Annotated in this window: 18 protein-coding genes; 14 read left to right on the top strand and 4 right to left on the bottom strand. The window is 58.8% G+C overall.

Translation table 11 applies throughout. The features are described from left to right. Positions 1-26: 26 nt before the first annotated feature. A complete protein-coding gene (gene ilvA / locus LNV07_RS10635) occupies positions 27-1610 on the bottom strand; it encodes a threonine ammonia-lyase, biosynthetic (RefSeq protein WP_263571130.1) in 1584 nt (527 codons plus the stop codon). Between the two features lie 311 nt (positions 1611-1921). On the opposite strand from ilvA, the gene LNV07_RS10630 reads away from it, so the two are divergent. Next, positions 1922-2344: an OsmC family protein gene (locus LNV07_RS10630; RefSeq protein WP_263571129.1), complete on the top strand. Its 423-nt coding sequence runs from the start codon at positions 1922-1924 to the stop codon at positions 2342-2344. Between the two features lie 17 nt (positions 2345-2361). Here LNV07_RS10630 and coq7 read toward each other — a convergent pair whose 3' ends face one another. Continuing rightward, complete coding sequence (gene coq7 / locus LNV07_RS10625) at positions 2362-3009, bottom strand: 2-polyprenyl-3-methyl-6-methoxy-1,4-benzoquinone monooxygenase (RefSeq protein WP_263571128.1); 648 nt, start codon at positions 3007-3009, stop codon at positions 2362-2364. A gap of 250 nt (positions 3010-3259) precedes the next feature. Here coq7 and LNV07_RS10620 point away from each other — a divergent pair, with 250 nt between their 5' ends. The 7 genes from LNV07_RS10620 to LNV07_RS10590 all read left to right on the top strand — a co-directional run bounded on the left by LNV07_RS10620 (position 3260) and on the right by LNV07_RS10590 (position 10702). After that, positions 3260-4270, top strand: a complete 1011-nt coding sequence (locus LNV07_RS10620; protein WP_263571127.1) for a porin — start codon at positions 3260-3262, stop codon at positions 4268-4270. 195 nt (positions 4271-4465) lie between these two features. Beyond that, positions 4466-5707 (top strand): porin, encoded by a 1242-nt coding sequence (locus tag LNV07_RS10615; protein ID WP_263571126.1) that lies wholly within the window; start codon positions 4466-4468, stop codon positions 5705-5707. 233 nt (positions 5708-5940) lie between these two features. After that, the gene (locus LNV07_RS10610) at positions 5941-6594 is read left to right on the top strand and encodes a DUF3047 domain-containing protein (RefSeq protein ID WP_263571125.1); all 654 of its coding nucleotides are present in this window, start codon (positions 5941-5943) and stop codon (positions 6592-6594) included. Between the two features lie 173 nt (positions 6595-6767). After that, entirely contained in the window at positions 6768-7745 is a 978-nt protein-coding gene (locus tag LNV07_RS10605; RefSeq protein ID WP_263571124.1) for an ABC transporter permease, read from the top strand. Between the two features lie 43 nt (positions 7746-7788). Beyond that, positions 7789-8724 (top strand): ABC transporter permease, encoded by a 936-nt coding sequence (locus tag LNV07_RS10600; protein ID WP_263571123.1) that lies wholly within the window; start codon positions 7789-7791, stop codon positions 8722-8724. Between the two features lie 11 nt (positions 8725-8735). After that, entirely contained in the window at positions 8736-9719 is a 984-nt protein-coding gene (locus LNV07_RS10595; RefSeq protein ID WP_263571122.1) for an ABC transporter ATP-binding protein, read from the top strand. Continuing rightward, entirely contained in the window at positions 9716-10702 is a 987-nt protein-coding gene (locus tag LNV07_RS10590; RefSeq protein WP_263571121.1) for an ABC transporter ATP-binding protein, read from the top strand. Before LNV07_RS10595 ends, LNV07_RS10590 begins: the two co-directional genes overlap by 4 nt. Positions 10703-10709: 7 nt before the next feature. On the opposite strand, the gene lptM is transcribed toward LNV07_RS10590, so the two are convergent. Further along, complete coding sequence (lptM, locus tag LNV07_RS10585) at positions 10710-10880, bottom strand: LPS translocon maturation chaperone LptM (RefSeq protein ID WP_263571120.1); 171 nt, start codon at positions 10878-10880, stop codon at positions 10710-10712. 18 nt (positions 10881-10898) lie between these two features. Between lptM and cyaY the strand changes: the two genes are divergently transcribed. After that, on the top strand, positions 10899-11246 hold the full coding sequence (gene cyaY / locus LNV07_RS10580) for an iron donor protein CyaY (protein ID WP_263571119.1): 348 nt from the start codon (positions 10899-10901) through the stop codon (positions 11244-11246). Here the strand turns inward: cyaY and LNV07_RS10575 are convergent. Next, positions 11236-13620, bottom strand: a complete 2385-nt coding sequence (locus LNV07_RS10575; RefSeq protein WP_397545550.1) for a penicillin-binding protein 1A — start codon at positions 13618-13620, stop codon at positions 11236-11238. The two genes, cyaY and LNV07_RS10575, sit on opposite strands and share 11 nt — an antisense overlap. Positions 13621-13927: 307 nt before the next feature. On the opposite strand from LNV07_RS10575, the gene LNV07_RS10570 reads away from it, so the two are divergent. From LNV07_RS10570 to pilQ, 5 genes are all read left to right on the top strand, one after another. Beyond that, positions 13928-14965 carry a pilus assembly protein PilM gene (locus tag LNV07_RS10570; protein WP_397545549.1) on the top strand — a complete coding sequence of 346 codons (1038 nt, stop codon included), beginning with the start codon at positions 13928-13930 and terminating at the stop codon, positions 14963-14965. Then, positions 14962-15606, top strand: coding sequence for a PilN domain-containing protein (locus LNV07_RS10565; protein ID WP_263571118.1), 645 nt, complete (start codon positions 14962-14964; stop codon positions 15604-15606). Before LNV07_RS10570 ends, LNV07_RS10565 begins: the two co-directional genes overlap by 4 nt. A 61-nt stretch (positions 15607-15667) precedes the next feature. Then, positions 15668-16312: a type IV pilus inner membrane component PilO gene (locus LNV07_RS10560; protein WP_263571117.1), complete on the top strand. Its 645-nt coding sequence runs from the start codon at positions 15668-15670 to the stop codon at positions 16310-16312. Then, complete coding sequence (locus tag LNV07_RS10555; RefSeq protein ID WP_263571116.1) at positions 16309-16836, top strand: pilus assembly protein PilP; 528 nt, start codon at positions 16309-16311, stop codon at positions 16834-16836. Before LNV07_RS10560 ends, LNV07_RS10555 begins: the two co-directional genes overlap by 4 nt. Next, entirely contained in the window at positions 16833-19037 is a 2205-nt protein-coding gene (gene pilQ, locus LNV07_RS10550; RefSeq protein WP_263571115.1) for a type IV pilus secretin PilQ, read from the top strand. The genes LNV07_RS10555 and pilQ overlap by 4 nt, the downstream gene beginning before the upstream one ends. Positions 19038-19045: the final 8 nt, after the last annotated feature.

Below are 19045 nucleotides of genomic sequence, written 5' to 3'. Positions count from 1 at the left end.
ACTTGCCCCTCTGCCCAGGGCCGATTTCAAGCCAAGAAGAGCTTGTAAACCGGGTTGCTGGTCTCGTCGACGAAGGGGTAGTTCAGCGAGTCCAAGAATGCCCGCAGCGCCGCACTGTCACCGCGCGGCACCTGAATGCCGACCAGGATGCGGCCGTAGTCCGCGCCTTGATTGCGGTAGTGAAACAGGCTGATGTTCCAGTCCGGGTGCATCTCGCTCAAAAAGCGCATCAAGGCGCCGGGCCGTTCCGGAAAGATGAACCGGTACAGGCGCTCGTTGCGCGCCAACTCAGAGCGCCCGCCGACCATATGGCGCACATGCAGTTTGGCCAACTCATCGTCGGTCAAATCAAGCGCCTCGAAGCCGTTTTTGGCAAAGGTCTTGGCCAGCTTCAACGATTCCTCGCGTTTTTGGGTGGCGATGCCGACGAAGACATGGGCCTTGTCGGCGTCCGAAATCCGGTAGTTGAACTCGGTCACGCTGCGTGGGCCCAGCAACTCACAAAAGCGCTTGAAGCTGCCGCGCTCTTCGGGGATGGTGATGGCGAACAAGGCCTCGCGGTTTTCGCCAACCTCGGCGCGCTCGGCGACAAAGCGCAGGCGGTCGAAGTTCATATTGGCGCCGCAGGTGATGGCGATAAAAGTCTGGCCCTTGCAGCCATGCTCGGCCGCATATTGCTTGATGGCGGCGACGCCCAAGGCACCGGCCGGCTCCAGAATGCTGCGCGTGTCCTCGAAGACATCCTTGATGGCTGCGCAAACGGCATCGGTGTCCACCAGCACGAAGTCGTCCACCAACTCGCGGGTGATGCGGAAGGTTTCTTCGCCTACCAATTTGACGGCGGTGCCGTCGGAGAACAGGCCGACGTCGGTCAGGGTGATGCGCTTGCCGGCCTTGACCGAACGCACCATGGCGTCGGAATCCTTGGTCTGTACGCCAATCACCTTGATGTCGGGGCGCAGCGCCTTGATGTAGGCGGCCACACCCGAAATCAGCCCGCCGCCACCGATGGCGACAAAGACCGCGTCAATGGCACCCTGGTGCTGGCGCAAGATTTCCATGGCCACCGTGCCTTGACCGGCGATCACGTCGGGGTCATCGAAAGGGTGGACAAAAGTCAGGCCTTGCTCTTGCTCCAACTCCAGCGCGCGCCCGTAAGCGTCGGTGAAACTGTCGCCATGCAGAATGACTTCTCCGCCAAAGGAAAGCACTGCATCGATCTTGACTTTGGGCGTTGTCACCGGCATCACGATGACGGCGCGGCAGCCGAGCTTTTTGGCCGACAGCGCGACGCCCTGCGCATGATTGCCGGCGGAGGCGCAGATCACCCCCTTGGCCAGAGCTTCGGGGCTCAGGTGCACCATCTTGTTGTAGGCGCCGCGCAGCTTGAAGCTGAACACCGGTTGCTCATCTTCGCGTTTCAGCAAGACCTTGTTGCCCAATCGTTTGGACAGGTTTTTGGCCGGGGTCAGAGAGGTTTCGACGGCGACGTCATAGACGCGGGCGTTCAAAATCCTTTGCAAATAGCTGTTGTCGCTGGGAATCAAGGCTGGCAGGGCGGCATGTGCGGTCTTTGCGGTCCGGGGTTTTGCTCGAGCGGGGCCAGCCATGAATTCTCCGATGCGAAAGTATTGCGGTGCAGCATGATAAGCGAGCAGTCGAAGCGCGCAGGCGCCGGGCTTGGGCAAAAAAAAGCCCAAGCTTTTGCAAGCTCGGGCTGAATCCACCATGGAGGCGGTGGAGGAGACAATCGGTGCGAGGCCAGTGGTTTTTGTGCAAGACCGCTTGCAGACCACTTGAGTGTTTCGCTTGGAACCAATTTTAGCCGCAAGTTATGCTGCGCTGCAATATTTCCTTGCGAATTATTATCATTATTGTAAAAAACCCGCCGTTCAAGCGGCCAAATTTTTGGAGAGTCTGTATGGAGTGCACGATCAATTGGATGGGCGTCGATGGCATGGCTTTTGTCGCTGAAACGGGCAGTGGTCATCTATTGGCTATGGACGGTGCGCCGGATGGCGGCGGACATAACTTGGCTCCGCGGCCGATGGAGACGGTGTTGGCCGGCACCGGTGGTTGTACTGCTTACGATGTGGTGTTGATTCTCAAGCGCGGGCGGCACGATGTGACCGGCTGCCAGGTCAAATTGAGTGCCGAGCGTGCGCAGACCGAGCCCAAGGTATTTACCGCCATCCATATGCACTTTGTCGTGACGGGGCGCGGGCTCAAGCAAGAGGTGGTTGAGCGCGCGGTGGCCCTATCGCATGAGAAATACTGCTCGGCCAGCATCATGCTGGGCAAGACCGCCGAGATGACGACTTCGGTCGAAGTGATCGAGATCTGAGTGGGCCGAGCCGCTAGTTAAATATAGTGAGCGGTGCGCGTCATCACATGTGCGGCCAAGCGCATCAAGCCCTTGATGGGTGCGGGTATGGCTTGAGCGCCCGCCGCCATCGCCTCTTCCGCGTGGCGGGCTTCCTCTTCCTTCATTTGAGCCACGATGGCGCGGGAAGCCCGGTCGTCCTGCGGCAAGCGGTCCAAGTGAGAGGCCAGGTGCTGTTCGACTTGGCGTTCGGTTTCAACCACAAAGCCTAGGCTGATTCGGTCTCCCGCCAAACCGGCCAAGCATCCGATGGCAAAGGCGCCGCCGTACCAGAGCGGGCTCAAGTGGCTGGTATGGCTGCCCAGTTCGGAGATGCGTTGCTGCGTCCAAGCCAGATGATCCAACTCTTCCTTGGCGGCTTGGGCAAAGTGGTCGCGCAACTCAGGGTCGCGGGTCATCAACGCCTGAGACTGATAAAGCGCCTGCGCGCAGATTTCGCCCACATGATTGACGCGCATCAGCGCGCCGGCGAGCTTCGCCTCCGCTTGGCTCAAGGCCGGGGCTGCGCTCGGAGAAGCGGCCGGCGATGGGCGAGCGGCGGCTGGTTTGCCAAATACGGTCCTCAAACCATGGTCGACGCTGACCAGCATCGAGTCTATTTTTGAGAGTGAAGGGCGGCTGGTCATGGTTGCTTGAAGGGTGGCGAATTGGTCTGAGTTTAGAAGCTGGACGCGAAATTCCTCCAAATGTGACGATCCTGTGATGCCTGTTTTTTGTTGTCAGTCAACAACGCAAACCCTAGTTTTCTGACCTGTGACGTAGAAAAGCACCATTCATCTGGTGCAATACGGCAACTTCCGATGAAGGGAGTGGGTCCGGCGGGCGCTAAGTTGGTGTTTGCAGATCGGCCCCTTTTTGAACACTTAGGAGTATCGAATGAAGAAATCTATTGTTGCTTTGGCCGTACTCGGCTCGTTCGCTGGCGTCGCCGCTGCTCAATCGTCGGTGACCCTGTTCGGTGTGGTTGACGCTGCAATGCGTTATACCTCTGCCAATGGCAAGAGCGTCTACAGCTTGGCTTCCGGTGGCAACACCACCAGCCGTTTTGGCGTGCGCGGCGTTGAAGACCTCGGCGGCGGCCTGAAGGCTGGCTTCTGGCTCGAAAGCCAGGTCAATCTGGATGCCGGCAGTGCAGACGCCACTCGCTTTTGGAGCCGTCGTGCCACCGTCAGCTTGATCTCCGACACCATGGGCGAAGTTCGCCTGGGTCGTTTCAAGACTTCTGTGCGCCTGCAAATCGAAGATTTCGATCCTACGGCCACGACCGGTCTGGGTGCTACGACCAATCTGTACAGCGCGCTGGGTAGCGGTGTTGACATGAGCCGCCGTGACAACCAGGTCAGCTACAGCTTGCCAGGCAATCTGGGTGGCTTCTACGGTTCCGTGGACGTCGCCGCTGGCGAAGGTTCGAGCGCTATCAACAAGGACGTTGGTGGTCGCGTTGGTTACAAGGCCGGCGCTTTCAACGTTGGCGCGGCTTATTCCGAGTCCGGCGTGAGCACCAAGTTCAAGCTGATGAGCTTGGGCGGGTCGTATGACATGGGCTTCATGAAGGCCTTCGCCACTTACTCGACCACCGAGTTCGGTGCGCACAGCCAGGACATCTACAACCTGTCGGTGACTGCTCCTATCGGTGCTGGCTTGGTCTGGGCTGGTTACACTGCGGCTGACTACAGCGGCCCCAAGGTTGGCAGCATCAGCGGCGACTCCTCGCAAATCGCGGCTGGCTATGTGCACAATCTGTCCAAGCGCACCGCGCTGTACACATCGGTGTCTTATATCGACAACAAGGCCGGCGCCAACTTCAGCTTGAATGGCAACAACCCAGCGGTCAACAAAGACGGCCGTTCCGGCGGTTTCGACGTTGGTGTCAAGCACAGCTTCTAAGTTCTGCGTTTGATGGGCCCGTGGGCCTGTTGATGAGTAAAACCGCCTTCGGGCGGTTTTTTTATGGGTCAACAGACAGCGCAAGTCACCTAGGTGACAGGGTTAGCGCTTGTGGGGGGCTCGCAACACCTGCCCCTCAGCGTGACTCGGATCCTTCAGAATCAATTCATTCGAATCTGATAACAGGAGATACCCATGAAGAAGTCCTATCTTGCCCTCAGCTTATTGGCCATCAGCACCTCCGCCGCCTGGGCGCAGAGCAGCAGCGTGACCTTGTATGGCATCGTCGAGGCTGGTGTGACGAACACCTCGGGCGTTCGCGGTGGCAACGTGACGCAGGTGGTTAGCGGCATCATGGATGGTTCACGTTTGGGTGTGCGCGGCACCGAGGATTTGGGTGGCGGTTTCATTGCTGGGTTCACGCTTGAGAATCGTCTTGAGGCCGACTCCGGCGCCACCGGCAATCGCCCCGTGTCGGGTTCGCAATTGCCTGATCGCATGAATCAGGCCAAATTGTTGGGCTTGCCGGCTCAGTTACAGCCAATAGTGACGGGTGTTGCAGCTCAGGTTGGTGCCGGATTCGGTGTCAATGTGGCCAATAATTTCTGGGACCGTCAAGCCTATGTTCGCTTGGTGACGCCGGTTGGTGCCGTGTCCGCTGGGCGTCAGTACACGCCAGCGTATTTGATGCAGGCCGAGTTTGACATCATGCAGACCCAGTCCAGCTTGGCTGCTGGTCAAGTTGCCAGCTTTCCTTCCGCGATCGACATTCGCCAAAGCAACTCGGTGCAATACGGAATTCAGACAGGTGGTTTCACCGCCGCCGCCATGGTGGCCGCCGGTGAGGGTTCGGCCTCGCAGGGCCATTTCATGGGTCTGATGAGCTATTACCGCTCGGACGCCTTCACGGTCGGCTTCGGCTATCAAGAGCGTGAAAACGAGAATGGCCAAAAGTCGCTGAAAAATCTGGTCCTTGGCGCTTCTGCTGCACTTGGCCCGGGGAAGTTGAGCGCGATGTATGTCACGGCCAAGGATGACAATCCTTCCGGCTTGGGCGGTATTCGCGCCTCATTGTTGGGCAGCCCGCAAACGGCTCCATTTGCCGGCTTGGTGTCAACTGCCTTCATCAATGCATTCAAGCAAGACTCCGTGCTGATGCATATCGGCTACAAAATGACGATGGGCGCCAATACCTTCTACACCGCCTATTCGAAGCTTGACGATAAGACAAAGGCTAATGCCGACACCCAGTCCTACGGGGTTGCTTACACCTACTCTTTTTCCAAGCGTACCGATATGAACGCGGTGCTGACCCACTTTGATAACAAGGGTCTGGGTCAAATGGCTCCAGGCGGCGCCGGTTTCTTGGGCGGTGTGACTACCAGTGCCGGTACCGATTCCAATAGCTTTGGCGTGAGCTTGCGTCACCGCTTCTGACCGAAGCTGCATCCGCGGGCTCAATTTGAGTGCTGCGAATTGAACTTCGGGCCGCAATGCGGCCCGTTTTCATGTGGGTGGTATTTTTTGAATGACTTCGGTCTTCGTATACTGAAGCCATGCCCAAGCAAAGCCGGTCTCAATTGCTTAGTTCAATACCCCATTTTGGGGCAATGGGCCTGCTCGGCTTGTTGTTTGGTTGCGCTACTCCGGGGCACCAGAAGCCCTTGTCTATGCCTGCAGAGTTAGCGGATTGGTCGGCCCGCGAGTTGCCCGGCAAGCGCTCGACCGAGTACTCGATGGGACATCGCGGCGGGCAGGACTGTGTGCTGGCCAAGGCGTCACAGTCTGTCAGTCTATGGCGCCGTTCGCTGAAGATCGAGTCGGAGCAACTGGCTGCACTGCAGTTTGATTGGTGGATACAGGCCCTCGACCTGAGGGCCACGGTGCTTGATCCCGACACAGATGATGCGCCGGCGCGCTTGCTCTTGGGCTTTGATGGCGACGAAAGCCGCTTGTCCCTGCGCAACCGCATGCAGTTCGAATTGGTGCAAACCTTGACCGGCGAGCCTCCTCCGTTTGCGACGCTGATGTATGTGTGGGACGCCAATGCTGCGCCCGAGACGGTATTGATCAGTGCCCGCAGCGATCGCATTCGCAAAATTGTCGTCGGCTCTGGTCTTGGCGGGCAAGGCCGTTGGCAGCGCCTGCGTCGGGACGTCCGGGCCGACTACATCAAGGCTTTTGGCGAAACGCCGGGCAGGCTCAGCTCCATGGCCATGATGACGGACGGGGACAACACCCGCAGCCGAGCCGAAGCCTGTTATGGCAATATTTTGTTGCTGGATACCGAGCAACAAGCACTCAAGGGAAGCCTGCAACTTTGATGGCACACTGTGCCCGCTCGATGGACTCGATGGGTTCTAAGGGCTTACCCGTTTGTGGCGAATGCGGCTCTTCGCCATCATGTCGCAGCTTTGAGCGCAAGTCCCAATAACCCAAGTTTCGAGGCAGCCGGCGTTTTGCGTCGCTCGCCTGCTTGCCACCAGCCCTCCTGTACATGCTAGTTTTTATTCTCCGACGCCTGGTCCAAGCCATCATCGTCATGCTGACGGTGGCCTTCATTGCTTTCATGCTGTTCCAGTACGTGGGTGATCCTGTCACCAATTTGCTGGGCCAAGATGCGACCGAAGAACAACGCGTGGCCTTGCGTCATGACCTCGGTCTGGATGCGCCATTCCCGGTGCAGTTTGCGCGCTTCATCGGCAATGCGCTGCAGGGTGAGTTTGGGCTCAGTCTGCGCCAGGGGCGCAAGGTCTCGAGCTTGATCGTCGAACGTTTTCCGGCCACCTTGGAGCTGTCGATGGTGGCCGGCCTGATCGCGCTCGGGGTGGGCATCCCGCTGGGCGTGTATGCGGCGCTGCGGCGTGGCCGGGCAAGCTCGCAACTGCTGATGATGTTTTCGCTTTTGGGCGTTTCGTTGCCCACCTTTTTAATCGGCATTTTGCTGATTCTGGTGTTCGCGGTCTGGCTGAAATGGCTGCCTAGCTTCGGGCGCGGCGATGTGACCGCCTTCGGTACTTGGACCACCGGGCTTTTGACGGCCGACGGCTTGCGCCATGTGCTACTGCCGGCGATCACTTTGTCGGTGTTTCAGCTGACCTTGATCATGCGCCTGGTGCGCGCCGAGATGCTCGAAGTGCTGCGCACCGACTACATCAAGTTCGCCCGCGCGCGGGGCCTGAGCAACAACATAGTTTATTTCGGTCACGCACTGAAAAACACCTTGGTGCCCGTGATCACCATCACCGGCTTGCAACTCGGCTCCTTGATCGCGTTCGCCATCATCACCGAGACGGTTTTCCAATGGCCCGGCATGGGCTTGCTGTTTATTCAAGCGGTGCAGTTTGCCGACATTCCGGTGATGGCGGCGTATCTGTGTCTGATCTCCTTCATCTTCGTGACCATCAATCTCTTGGTGGATCTGCTTTACTTTGCTGTCGACCCCCGTTTGCGTGTCGAAGGCAAGGCGCATTGATATCTCTATCCGAAACCCGACCGTCAGCCGAGTTCCTTCCTGCATGAGTTCTGTTGCTTCAACTGTTGCGCCCGGCGCGCTGAGCCGCTTCTTTGCCGGCGATGTCTGGCATTCCTTCCGCTCGTCACCGGTGGCGATGGTAGCGGCCGTGATCGCCTTCATCTGCATTTTTTGCGCGCTGTTTGCCGAATTCATTGCCCCGCACAATCCCTTTGATCTGGCCTCGCTGGAGTTGATGGATTCGCGCCTGCCTCCCGCTTGGATGGAAGGCGGCAGCAGCAAATACCTGCTCGGCACCGATGACCAGGGGCGGGATCTGCTGTCGGCGCTGATGTATGGCGCACGCATATCTCTGTTCGTTGGCTTCGCCTCGGTGCTGCTTTCGATGACGATAGGCGTGGGGCTGGGCCTGCTGTCGGGCTTTGTCGGCGGCAAGATCGATGCCTTCATCATGCGCATCTGCGACGTGATGCTGTCTTTCCCCTCGATCCTGATCGCCTTGTTGATCGACGGCGTCGGTCGGGCGATGTTTCCGAACGCGCATGACAGCCTGGCTTTCTTGGTCTTGATTCTGGCGATCTCCTTGACCGGCTGGGTTCAGTACGCGCGCACGGTGCGCGGCACGACGATGGTGGAGCGCAACAAGGAATATGTGCAGGCCGCTCGCGTGATCGGTGTGGCGCCGGGCCGCATCATGCGCCGCCATGTACTGCCCAATGTCTTGGGGCCGGTGCTGGTGTTGGCCACCATTCAGGTGGCGGCCGCCATCATCACCGAGGCTACGCTGTCATTTTTGGGCGTCGGCGTGCCGCCGACCAGCCCCTCGCTGGGCACCTTGATCCGCGTCGGCAATGACTTTTTGTTCTCCGGCGAATGGTGGATCACGATCTGGCCCGGCGCCATGCTGGTGCTGATCGCCTTGAGCGTGAACCTCTTGGGTGACTGGCTGCGCGACGCGCTCAACCCACGCCTTCGCTGAAAAATTTTCCCATGACTCAAGCACTTTTAGAAGTCCGCCATCTGCGGGTTGAATTCCCCACCCGGCATGGAACCTTGCTGGCGCTGGATGACGTCAATTTCGATATTGCCCCGGGTGAAATTCTCGGTGTGGTGGGCGAGTCCGGGGCCGGCAAGTCGCTGACCGGTGCGGCCATCATTGGCCTGCTCGACCCGCCGGGGCGTATCGCTTCGGGCGAAATCCTGCTCGAAGGACGGCGCATCGACAACTTGCCCTATGACGAGATGCGCAAGATCCGTGGACGCCAAATCGGGGCAATTTTTCAGGATCCGCTGACCTCCTTGAATCCGCTCTACACGGTCGGGCGGCAATTGATGGAAACCATCACGACGCACTTGAATCTGAGCCAAGCTCAGGCCCGCAAGCGGGCGATCGAGTTGCTGGAGCAGACCGGTATCCCGGCCGCCGAGGCTCGCATCGATCAGTACCCGCACCAGTTCTCGGGTGGCATGCGCCAGCGGGTCGTGATTGCGTTGGCGCTGGCGGGCAGCCCGAAGCTGATCGTGGCGGACGAGCCGACCACGGCGCTGGATGTGTCGATACAGGCGCAAATCATTGCCCTGCTCAAGCGCGTCTGCAAGGAGCAGGGCGCGGCGGTGATGCTGGTGACTCACGATATGGGTGTGATCGCCGAAACCTGCGACCGCGTGGCGGTGCTTTACGCCGGCCGGGTGGCCGAAATCGGGCCGGTGCACAGCGTCATTCACCAGCCAAGCCACCCCTATACGGCCGGCCTGATGGGCGCCATTCCTGCGATGGACGAGGACCGTGAGCGCCTCTTGCAAATCGACGGCGCGATGCCGCGGCTGAACGCGATACCGCTGGGCTGCGCTTACAACCCACGTTGCCCGCAGGTGTTTGAGCGCTGCAGGGTCGAGCGGCCCGAAATCACGGTCATGGGCAACACGAGCGCGGCTTGCTGGCTGCGCGCCAATGCACAGGAGGCTTCGGTATGAGCAAGCCCTTGGTCGAGGTCAAAGACCTGGCGAAGATTTTCGATGTCTCGCCGCCCTGGTTGAACCGGGTGATTGAGCGCAAGAGCCGGCAGTTTGTGCATGCGGTGGACGGCGTCAGCTTCAGTATCGAGCGCGGCAAGACGCTCGCGCTGGTGGGTGAGTCAGGCTGCGGAAAAAGTACGGTGGCGCGCCTGTTGGTGGGCCTGTATGAGCCAAGCCGCGGTACGGTGGAGTTCGACGGCATCGACACCGCCAAGACGCTGGCATCGAACGGCGCGCTGGCCTTGCGGCGGCGCATGCAGATGATCTTTCAGGACCCTTACGCGTCCTTGAATCCGCGCTGGAAGGTGCAGGACATCGTGGCCGAGCCCTTGCGGGAGCATGGCCTGGTGGTGGGCTTGGAGGCGCAGCGGGCGCGTGTCGGCGAGTTGTTGAGTTCGGTCGGTTTGTCGCCGGTTGACCGCGAGAAGTTTCCGCATCAGTTCTCGGGTGGGCAGCGTCAGCGCATCTCGATTGCGCGGGCGCTGGCGACGCAACCCGAGTTCCTGGTCTGCGACGAGCCGACCTCGGCGCTGGATGTATCGGTGCAGGCGCAGGTGCTCAACATCATGAAGGATTTGCAGCGCAGCAATGGGTTGACCTATCTCTTCATTTCGCACAACTTGGCGGTGGTGCGCCATGTGGCCGATCAGGTCGGCGTGATGTACTTGGGCCGCTTGGTCGAGTTGGCCGACAAGGCCGAGCTATTCGCCCGCCCGCGCCATCCTTACACACGCATGTTGCTGGATGCGATTCCCGACATCCATATGACGGGCAGGGCCCGCACGCCGGTGCAAGGCGAGGTGCCGAATCCGCTCAATCCACCGAGCGGTTGCAGTTTTCATCCGCGCTGCCCCAAGGCTACCGAACGCTGCAAGAGCGAGCGCCCGTTGATGCGCCAGTTCAAGGGCGTGGCGGTGGCCTGCCACGAGGCGGAGATTTAAGGGTCTATCAAGATTTGCTCGGGCTGGACGCGGCGGGCGTCGGCTCGGGCAGGCGCAGCGGGCCTTTTTGCCCGCAGCCTGTCAAGCAAAGCAACAGCCCCAGCAGCAGCGCTGTCCGTGCACCGAAGAGGTTTGACGGGAATACACTGGCCGCCATCTTGAATGTTTTCATCATCATTGCGGAAGTTTATCGCCCATGTCAGCTGCCACGCCACTCACCGACGCCGAATACCTCGCCAAGACGCGGGCGATGCTGGATCACATCGAGGCCAAAATTGACACCTGGCTGGACAGCGATGTGATCGACATCGACAGCCACCGCAGCGGCGGCCTGCTGGAGTTGAGCTTCGCCGGCGGCAGCAAAATCATCCTCAACACCCAGGCGCCCTTGCAAGAGCTGTGGATGGCGGCAAAGGCGGGCGGTTTCCACTTCCGTTATGTGGACGGACTTTGGCTCGATACCAAAACCGGCGCCGAGTTTCTCGCCATGCTTGCCGCCCAGGCCAGCGCCCAGGGCGGCAAGCCGCTGAACTTTAGCGTTTGAACATATCGAGAATGCTCTTCTTCTCGTCATCCCCGGCTGCCTTGGGCAAGTGAGCCTCATCGTCGCTGAGGGCCGGAACACCGGCCTTGCCGCTGAACTCGTCAAAGTACCATTCGCCGTTGACGTTCAATACACCCTCCGGCGCCGATGGCTCCGAGACCGCAACACCGCGCAGGGCAAAGCCCATGTATTCGATCCAGATCGGCAGCGAAAGGCCGCCGCCGGTTTCCCGGTCTCCCAGCTTGCGGGGCTGGTCGTAGCCGATCCAGACCACCGCTACCACCTCTTTTTGGTAGCCGGCAAACCAGGCATCCATTGAGTCGTTGGTTGTGCCGGTCTTGCCGTAGATGTCCGGCCGCTTCAGCTGGGCTTGCGCCTTGGCTGCGGTGCCGCTTCGGGTCACTTCTTGCAGCAGGCTGCTCATCAAGAAGGCATTTCTGGCCTCAATGGTGCGCGACTCTTCGCCGAGTTGGACCGGGGCTGCCTCATACAGCAGACGGCCCTTGTTGTCGGTCAGCTTGGCGATCAATTGCGGCGCGACACGGTGCCCGCCATTGGCAAACACCGCGTAGCCCTGAGCCATTTGCATCGGTGTGACCGAGCCGGCGCCCAAGGCCATTGTCAAATAGGCGGGGTGTTTTTCGGCCTCAAAACCAAAGCGGGTCAGCCATTGTTGGGCAAAGCCGACGCCGATCGAATTGAGGATTCGAATCGACACCATATTCTTCGATTTGGCCAAAGCACGGCGCAGTGGCATCGCGCCTTCAAAGGTACCGTCATAGTTTTTCGGCTCCCAGGGCTGGCTGCCGGTGGTGGCTGCACTGAAGAAAAGCGGCGCATCGTTGACCACGGTGCTGGGCGTGAAGCCTTTTTCCAGTGCGGCGGAATAGATGAAAGGCTTGAAGCTTGAGCCGGGTTGGCGCCAGGCTTGCGTCACATGGTTGAACTTGTTTTTGGCGTAGTCAAAACCGCCGACCATGGCGCGAATTCGGCCGTCTCGCGGGTCCATCGAGATGAAGGCGCCCTCGACTTCGGGCAGTTGTGTGATGCTCCATTCTTCCTTGCCGGCCTTGCCCGTTTTGATGACGCGAATGACGGCGCCGCGGCGGATCCGGGTCTTGGGGTTGCCCTTGTCGCTCAAGCCCGAAGTGGCCGGCTTCAGCCCCTCGCCGGTCAGGTTCAGGGTTTCGCCGCTTTGCAGCGCCGCCACGACCTTGCGCGCGTCGGCCTCGAGCACCACGGCGGCCAGCAACTCATCATTGGCCGGGTGGTCGGCCAATGCTTCGGCAATGCGCACATCCAGAGCCTTCGGATCGCTCGGCAGGTCGACATAGGCTTCCGGGCCGCGGTAGACCTGGCGCCGCTCAAAATCCATGATGCCACGCCGCAGGGCGCGGTAGGCGATGGTTTGTTCGTCGGCGTGCACGGTCAGGTAGACATTCAGGCCGCGCGTGTAGGCCTCTTCGCCGTATTGGCTGAACATCAGGCCCCGAGCGGCCTCGGCCGCGAATTCGGCATGTTGCGGTGACTCGGCCGGTGGGCGGAAGACCAGTTTTTCGGCCTTGGCGGCATCCCGTTGATCTTCGGTGATGAAGCCGTTTTCCAGCATCCGTTCGATGATGTATTGCTGGCGGATGGTGGCGCGCTTCAGGTTGTTGATGGGGTTGTAGGCCGACGGCGCCTTGGGTAGACCCGCCAACATCGCGGCTTCGGCGATCGAAATGTCACGCAGCGGTTTGCCGAAATAGACCTCGCTGGCGGCCGCAAAGCCGTAAGAACGGTGGCCCAAGAAGATCTGGTTCATATAGATCTCGAGAATCTCATCCTTGCTGAGTGCGTTCTCGATCTTCAAGGCCAGCAGGATTTCGTAAATCTTGCGGGTCAGGGTTTTTTCCGTCGACAAGTAGAAGTTGCGCGCCACCTGCATGGTGATGGTCGATGCGCCTTGGCTGCGCGACTCGCCGAAATTGGCCAAGCCGGCCCGGATGACGCCCAGATAGTCGACACCGCCATGCTGATAAAAGCGTGCGTCTTCAATCGCCAAGACGGCGTCTTGCATGCGCTTGGGGATTTCCTTGATGGATTGAAAGTTGCGCCGCTCCTCCCCGAATTCGCCCAGCAAAACGCCGTCGCTGGACAAAACCCGCATTGGCAGCTTGGGGCGGTAATCCGTCAGGCCGCTGATGTCGGGCAGATTGGGGTAGGCCATAGCGAGCGCCAGGGCGATCAGCATCAATACCGAAAACACGCCGGCAAGCGTCAACCCAATCAACCAAGAAACCGTGCGGCCCAACACGGACAAGGCGGTGTTGTGTTTTTTGGGTGGGGTCTCGGACTTGGCGGTTCGAGGGGCAGTCTTTTTGGCTTCGCTCATGGGCCTCCGGGTGGGGTGGGCGGATTATAGAAAGCCCACCCGCCTGTTTCTGTGTCGCAACGTGAAATGGCGGTTTTCCTGTTGTTTTGCCAGTCTTCTGGTTTTCCCCGCTTTTTCAAGGCTTAGAGCGGATCGGAAGGCGTGTATGTTTCGCAACGTGGCGTTACTTGCTGTGACCTTGTTTCCGTAGGGGCTCAAGGTCTTTGCTGCTAGCATTCAAATAACTTATTAATAGTCCGGCGATAAACGTTGGGGGATTCACGTCGTGGGAATACTTGACGTATTGATGGGCCGTAAGCATCCGCCCATGATTGGTTTGGATATCAGTTCTTCCAGTGTCAAATTGGTCGAATTGGGGCAGAGCGCGAGCGGCGAAATGGTGCTGGAACGTTTTGCGACCGAGCCTTTTGAGAAGGGTTGGATCACCGACGGCCAGATCGAGAAATTCGATGAGGTGGCCGATGCGGTGCGCCGTGTCGTGGCGCGCAGTGGCAGCAAGACCCGCGATGCGGTGTTGGCAATGCCTCAGTCCGCCGTCATCACCAAGAAGATCATGTTGCCGGCCGGTCTGCGCGATGAAGAACTGGAAATTCAGGTTGAGGCCGAGGCCAACCAGTACATCCCGTTCTCTCTCGACGAGGTGAGCCTTGACTTTTGCGTGATCGGGCCCAGTCCGACCTCGGTCGGTGATGTCGAGGTGCTGATCGCCGCCTCGCGCAAAGACCGTGTGCAAGACCGCCAGGGTTTGGCCGAGGCGGCAGGCTTGCGGCCGGTAATTCTGGACATCGAGTCACATGCGTCGCGTATGGCGATGGGGCGTTTGATCGCCAATTTGCCGAATGCCGGCAAGGACGCCTTGGTGGCCTTGTTCGAAATCGGTGCCGACACCACCAGTCTCAAGGTGTTGCGCGACGATGAAATGCTCTATGACCGCGATCAGGCCTTTGGGGGCTCGCAACTGACTCAGTTGATTTCACGTCAATACGGTTTCTCGTTTGAGGAAGCCGAGCAAAAGAAACTCAACAACGATTTGCCCGAAGATTTTGCAGTGGCGGTATTGAATCCATTCGTCGATAGTCTGTCGCAAGAGATTGGCCGAGCCTTGCAGTATTTCTTCACCAGCACGCCGCATCACAAGGTGCATTACGTGATGCTGGCTGGCGGCACGGCGACCTTATCCGGTTTGAAAGAGCGCGTGACCGAACTGACGGGCTTTGCCTGCATGGTGGTGAATCCGTTTGAAAATATGGCCTTGGGGGCCTCGATTCGCGAGCCTAAATTGCGGCGCGAGGCGCCCGCCTATCTGACGGCATGCGGCTTGGCAATGCGGAGGTTCTTCCAGTGATCTTGATCAACTTACTTCCGTATCGCGAAGAAAAACGCAAGCGTCGGAAGGCGGCTTTTTTCGTCGGGCTGGGGATTGCGGCGGCGGTCGGTGCCGCCATGGTGGCGGCAGCCTATATGTTGATGCAACACCTGACATCGGAGCAGCATCGGCGCAATCAATATTTGAGCGCCGAGATTGGCCGGCTCGACGATCAAATCAAGGACATTGTCAATTTACGTGCCGAAATCGAGTCTTTGAAGTCGCGTCAGCGTGCGGTCGAAGATTTGCAGACCGATCGCAATACTCCCGTGCAACTGCTGAATGAATTGGCACGCCACACGCCGGAGGGGGTCTATCTGACGGCGATTCGTCAAGCCGACAAGGTCGTCACCATCAGTGGCATTGCGCAGACCAATGAGCGGGTATCGGAATTTCTTCGAAATACCTCACGCAATTCGGAGTGGCTGGACCGGCCCGAGTTGGTCGAAATCAAGGTGGCTAATCTGAGTACCAATAGCCGTGATCAAAAGCGTTTGTATGACTTCTCGATGCGGGTGTCGATCAAGGAGCCTAGTCGTGAGGCGGCAGGCAAGCCTGCAGCACCGAGCTCGGCAGCCTCTGCGGTAACAGCGCGCCCCCGCGCGGCCAAGAAGTCCTGAGGTAACTATGGCGATCAAGGCGTTTTCAATCAATTTTGAGCCCGGACAATGGTTCGAGGGTATGGCCGAACAGTTTCGTGGCCTCAATACCAACGAGCCGGGGCAGTGGCCATGGGCACCTAAGTTGGCTGCATTTGCGGCAGTGGCGGTGCTGGTGATGGTGTTGGGTTGGGTGTTTGTGTTGGCGGATGTGCAATCCGCACTTGAGGCCGAACGCGACCGGGAACCTGTCCTCCAGCAAGATTACAAAGGCAAACTGGCTCAAGCGGTCAATCTTCCTGAATTGCGCAAGCAAAAGAGCCAGGTCGAGGAATATGTGACTCAGCTGGAAAAGCAGTTGCCCGGCAAGGCCGAGATGGACGCGCTGCTGTCCGACATCAACCAAGCCGGCATTGGTCGAGGCTTGCAGTTCGAGCTGTTTCGGCCGGGCCAAGTGGTGGTTAAAGACTATTACGCCGAGTTGCCGATTGCTCTGCGTGTCTCCGGGCGATATCACGACATCGGCTCCTTTGCGGCCGATGTTTCCAACTTGTCGCGGATTGTGACCTTGCACAATTTGAATGTGCTTGCCCCGACGGGCAAAGATGCCGCCGGCGGCAACTTGAGCATGGAGGCGACCGCGCGTACCTACCGTTATCTTGATGTCACGGAAGTTGCGGATCAGAAAAAGGCAGCGGCCAAGGCCGCGGCGGGAGTCAAAAAGTGAAGGCACGCTTGATATTCGCCTTGCTGCTTGGCAGCTTGCTGGTGGCTTGCTCGGCCGATATGGGCGAGTTGAATCAGTGGATGGAGCAGCAAAAGCGTGAGGCAAAACCCACCATCAAGCCCTTGGTGCCGCCCAAGAAGTTTTTGCCACAGCCTTATGAAGCGTCGGCCGGCGTTGACCCCTATAGCCCGCAAAAACTCAGTGTCGCGATTAAGCAGGAAGCGGCACAGCCGAATTCCTTGCTCAGCGCCGAGATGAACCGGCGGCGCGAACCGCTTGAGTCCTATCCGCTGGACAGCATGGCCATGGTCGGCAGCATGATGCGGCAAGGTCAACGTTATGCCTTGCTGCGGGCCGACAACTTGCTTTACCGGGTTAAAGATGGCGAGCACTTGGGCCTTAACTTCGGGCGGGTAATGAAGATTTCAGAGACCGACATCACTTTGCGGGAAGTCGTTCAGGATGCCGCCGGTGAATGGGTAGAACGCACAAGTACTCTCCAGCTTCAGGAGCAGGGACGATGAAAATATTGCAGCAGGAGACATTCGGCATGGGCCATTGGCGCGCGTTGGGAATAGGTATGGCGGCTTCGCTCAGCATTTTGCTGGCGACACAAGCGCAGGCTCAAGTGAGTATTCGGTCGATCAACAGCGTTCAGCAGGCTGGCGTTGAAGTGGTTCGCATCGAAATGTCGGAACCTTTGACCGAGGTGCCCAAGGGCTTTACGGTGCAAACACCGCCGCGCATTGCCATTGACTTGCCTGGTGTGGTGAACGGCATTGGACGGTCCGTGGTCGAAGTCAATCAAGGCAATTTGCGCTCCGCCAATGTTGCCCAGGCCGGCGATCGCACCAGAGTGGTGCTGAATTTGCGCCAGGCGTCTGGATACCGCGCCGAACTCCAAGACAGTGCTTTGTTGCTGGTCTTGGAGTCAAGCCCCGTGGCTGCGAAGAGCCCAGGCGAGCCGGTGCATTTCGCCGCCAGTTTGAATGCAGAAACACAGTTGCTCCGCGATATCGACTTCCGACGCGGGCAAGATAGTTCTGGCCGAATCGTCGTCAATCTACCGAGTAATCAGGTCGGTGTAGATATTCAGCACCAAGGGCAGAACCTGGTCGTGGAATTTTTGCGTTCCAGCATTCCTGCAGGTTTGCGCCGCAAGCTCGATGTGTCGGATTTCGGCAGCCCCGTGCAATCGATCTCGACCTCGCAAATAGGTGACCGAGTGCGCATGGTGGTCGAGCCGAAGGGGTCTTGGGAGCACAGTGCCTATCAAAGCGACAATCAATTTGTCTTGGAGGTCAGGCCGCAGAAAATCGATCCGAACAAGCTGACGACAGGCCCGGGCTTTGCCGGCGATAAGTTGTCTTTGAATTTCCAGAACATTGAAGTGCGAGCACTGCTGCAGGTGATCGCCGACTTCACCAATTTCAACGTCGTCACCAGTGATTCGGTCACCGGCAATGTGACATTGCGTTTGAAAGATGTGCCTTGGGATCAAGCGCTAGACATCATCATGCAGGCCAAAGGCCTGGGGCTGCGCAAGTCGGGCAACGTGTTGTGGATCGCGCCAAAAGACGAATTGGCTGCCAAGGAAAAGCTTGATCTGGAGTCCAGGGCTCAAATCTCCCTGCTTGAGCCTGTGCGTACGCAGGCTATTCAGCTCAACTACACCAAGGCAGAGGAAGTGGCCAAAGGCTTGAATGGGCAAAATGTTGGCGGCGGCAGCAGCGGCGGCGCTGGCGGTGGTGGTGGAGCAGCCGGAGGACATAGCCCCGCGCGCATCTTGTCGCCACGCGGCAGCGTGATGTTCGAGTCGCGTACCAACCAATTGTTTGTGACCGACATCCCTTCCAAGTTGGAAGAGGTGTTGACCATGATTGCCAAGATCGACATCCCGGTCAGGCAGGTCTTGATCGAGGCCCGCATCGTCGAGGCGGATGACAAATTCGGTCGCTCTCTGGGTGTCAAACTGGGTTTCAATGACTTGCGTGGTCGGCAGGGCGGTATACCTGGCGTCAGTGTTGGCGGCAACCAATATGCGGTGGCCGGCGGCAACTACAACGGCGTCGGCTACAGCACCAAGCAGAGCGACGAGAACAAATTTGCCAATACGCAGTGGGTCAACTTGCCGGCCAATGTGTCCTCCGACGCCTTCGGTGGAGCGACCGCCGCAAACTTTGCGCTGTCGCTGTTCAGTTCCACCGCCAACCGATTCTTGAACCTTGAGTTGTCGGCATTGGAGTCCGACGGCAAGGGCAAGATTATTTCCAGTCCGCGGGTGATCACCGCCGATCAGGTCAAGGCCTTGATCGAACAAGGTGAAGAACTGCCCTATCAGGTCGCAACCTCGAGTGGCGCCACCTCGATTCAGTTCCGCAAAGCCAATTTGAAGCTCGAAGTGACGCCGCAGATCACGCCGGAGGGCAATGTGATCCTGAATGTGGACATCAACAAAGACAGTCGCGGCACCTTGACCCCGCAAGGCTTTGCCATCAACACCAAGCATGTGCAAACGACGGTGCTGGTTGAAAACGGAGGCACGGTGGTGATTGGCGGTATCTTCACGCAGGACGAGCGGGATGATATTTCCAAGGTGCCGTTTTTGGGCGATGTGCCCTACCTCGGTAACCTGTTCAAGACCAAATCGCGTTCATCGATCAAGACCGAGTTGCTGATCTTCCTGACCCCCAAGGTGGTCAGCGATAAAGCCACCGTTCGGTGATCGTTTCG

Origin of the sequence: Roseateles oligotrophus (genome assembly GCF_025717515.1) — a bacterium.
In the GTDB taxonomy this organism is placed as follows: domain Bacteria; phylum Pseudomonadota; class Gammaproteobacteria; order Burkholderiales; family Burkholderiaceae_C; genus Paucibacter_A; species Paucibacter_A oligotrophus.
This window is presented reverse-complemented; position numbering and strand designations above follow the sequence as displayed.

Bases quoted from the DNA above. Each gene is read 5' to 3' on its own strand.
- LNV07_RS10575 (WP_397545550.1), bottom strand. From the start codon at position 13,620: ATGAGCGAAGCCAAAAAGACTGCCCCTCGAACCGCCAAGTCCGAGACC.
- LNV07_RS10620 (WP_263571127.1), top strand. From the start codon at position 3,260: ATGAAGAAATCTATTGTTGCTTTGGCCGTACTCGGCTCGTTCGCTGGC.
- LNV07_RS10560 (WP_263571117.1), top strand. From the start codon at position 15,668: ATGGCCGAACAGTTTCGTGGCCTCAATACCAACGAGCCGGGGCAGTGG.
- LNV07_RS10595 (WP_263571122.1), top strand. From the start codon at position 8,736: ATGACTCAAGCACTTTTAGAAGTCCGCCATCTGCGGGTTGAATTCCCC.
- ilvA (WP_263571130.1), bottom strand. From the start codon at position 1,610: ATGGCTGGCCCCGCTCGAGCAAAACCCCGGACCGCAAAGACCGCACAT.
- LNV07_RS10570 (WP_397545549.1), top strand. From the start codon at position 13,928: ATGATTGGTTTGGATATCAGTTCTTCCAGTGTCAAATTGGTCGAATTG.
- pilQ (WP_263571115.1), top strand. From the start codon at position 16,833: ATGAAAATATTGCAGCAGGAGACATTCGGCATGGGCCATTGGCGCGCG.
- LNV07_RS10590 (WP_263571121.1), top strand. From the start codon at position 9,716: ATGAGCAAGCCCTTGGTCGAGGTCAAAGACCTGGCGAAGATTTTCGAT.
- LNV07_RS10600 (WP_263571123.1), top strand. From the start codon at position 7,789: ATGAGTTCTGTTGCTTCAACTGTTGCGCCCGGCGCGCTGAGCCGCTTC.
- LNV07_RS10630 (WP_263571129.1), top strand. From the start codon at position 1,922: ATGGAGTGCACGATCAATTGGATGGGCGTCGATGGCATGGCTTTTGTC.
- LNV07_RS10610 (WP_263571125.1), top strand. From the start codon at position 5,941: ATGCCTGCAGAGTTAGCGGATTGGTCGGCCCGCGAGTTGCCCGGCAAG.
- lptM (WP_263571120.1), bottom strand. From the start codon at position 10,880: ATGATGATGAAAACATTCAAGATGGCGGCCAGTGTATTCCCGTCAAAC.
- cyaY (WP_263571119.1), top strand. From the start codon at position 10,899: ATGTCAGCTGCCACGCCACTCACCGACGCCGAATACCTCGCCAAGACG.
- LNV07_RS10605 (WP_263571124.1), top strand. From the start codon at position 6,768: ATGCTAGTTTTTATTCTCCGACGCCTGGTCCAAGCCATCATCGTCATG.
- coq7 (WP_263571128.1), bottom strand. From the start codon at position 3,009: ATGACCAGCCGCCCTTCACTCTCAAAAATAGACTCGATGCTGGTCAGC.
- LNV07_RS10615 (WP_263571126.1), top strand. From the start codon at position 4,466: ATGAAGAAGTCCTATCTTGCCCTCAGCTTATTGGCCATCAGCACCTCC.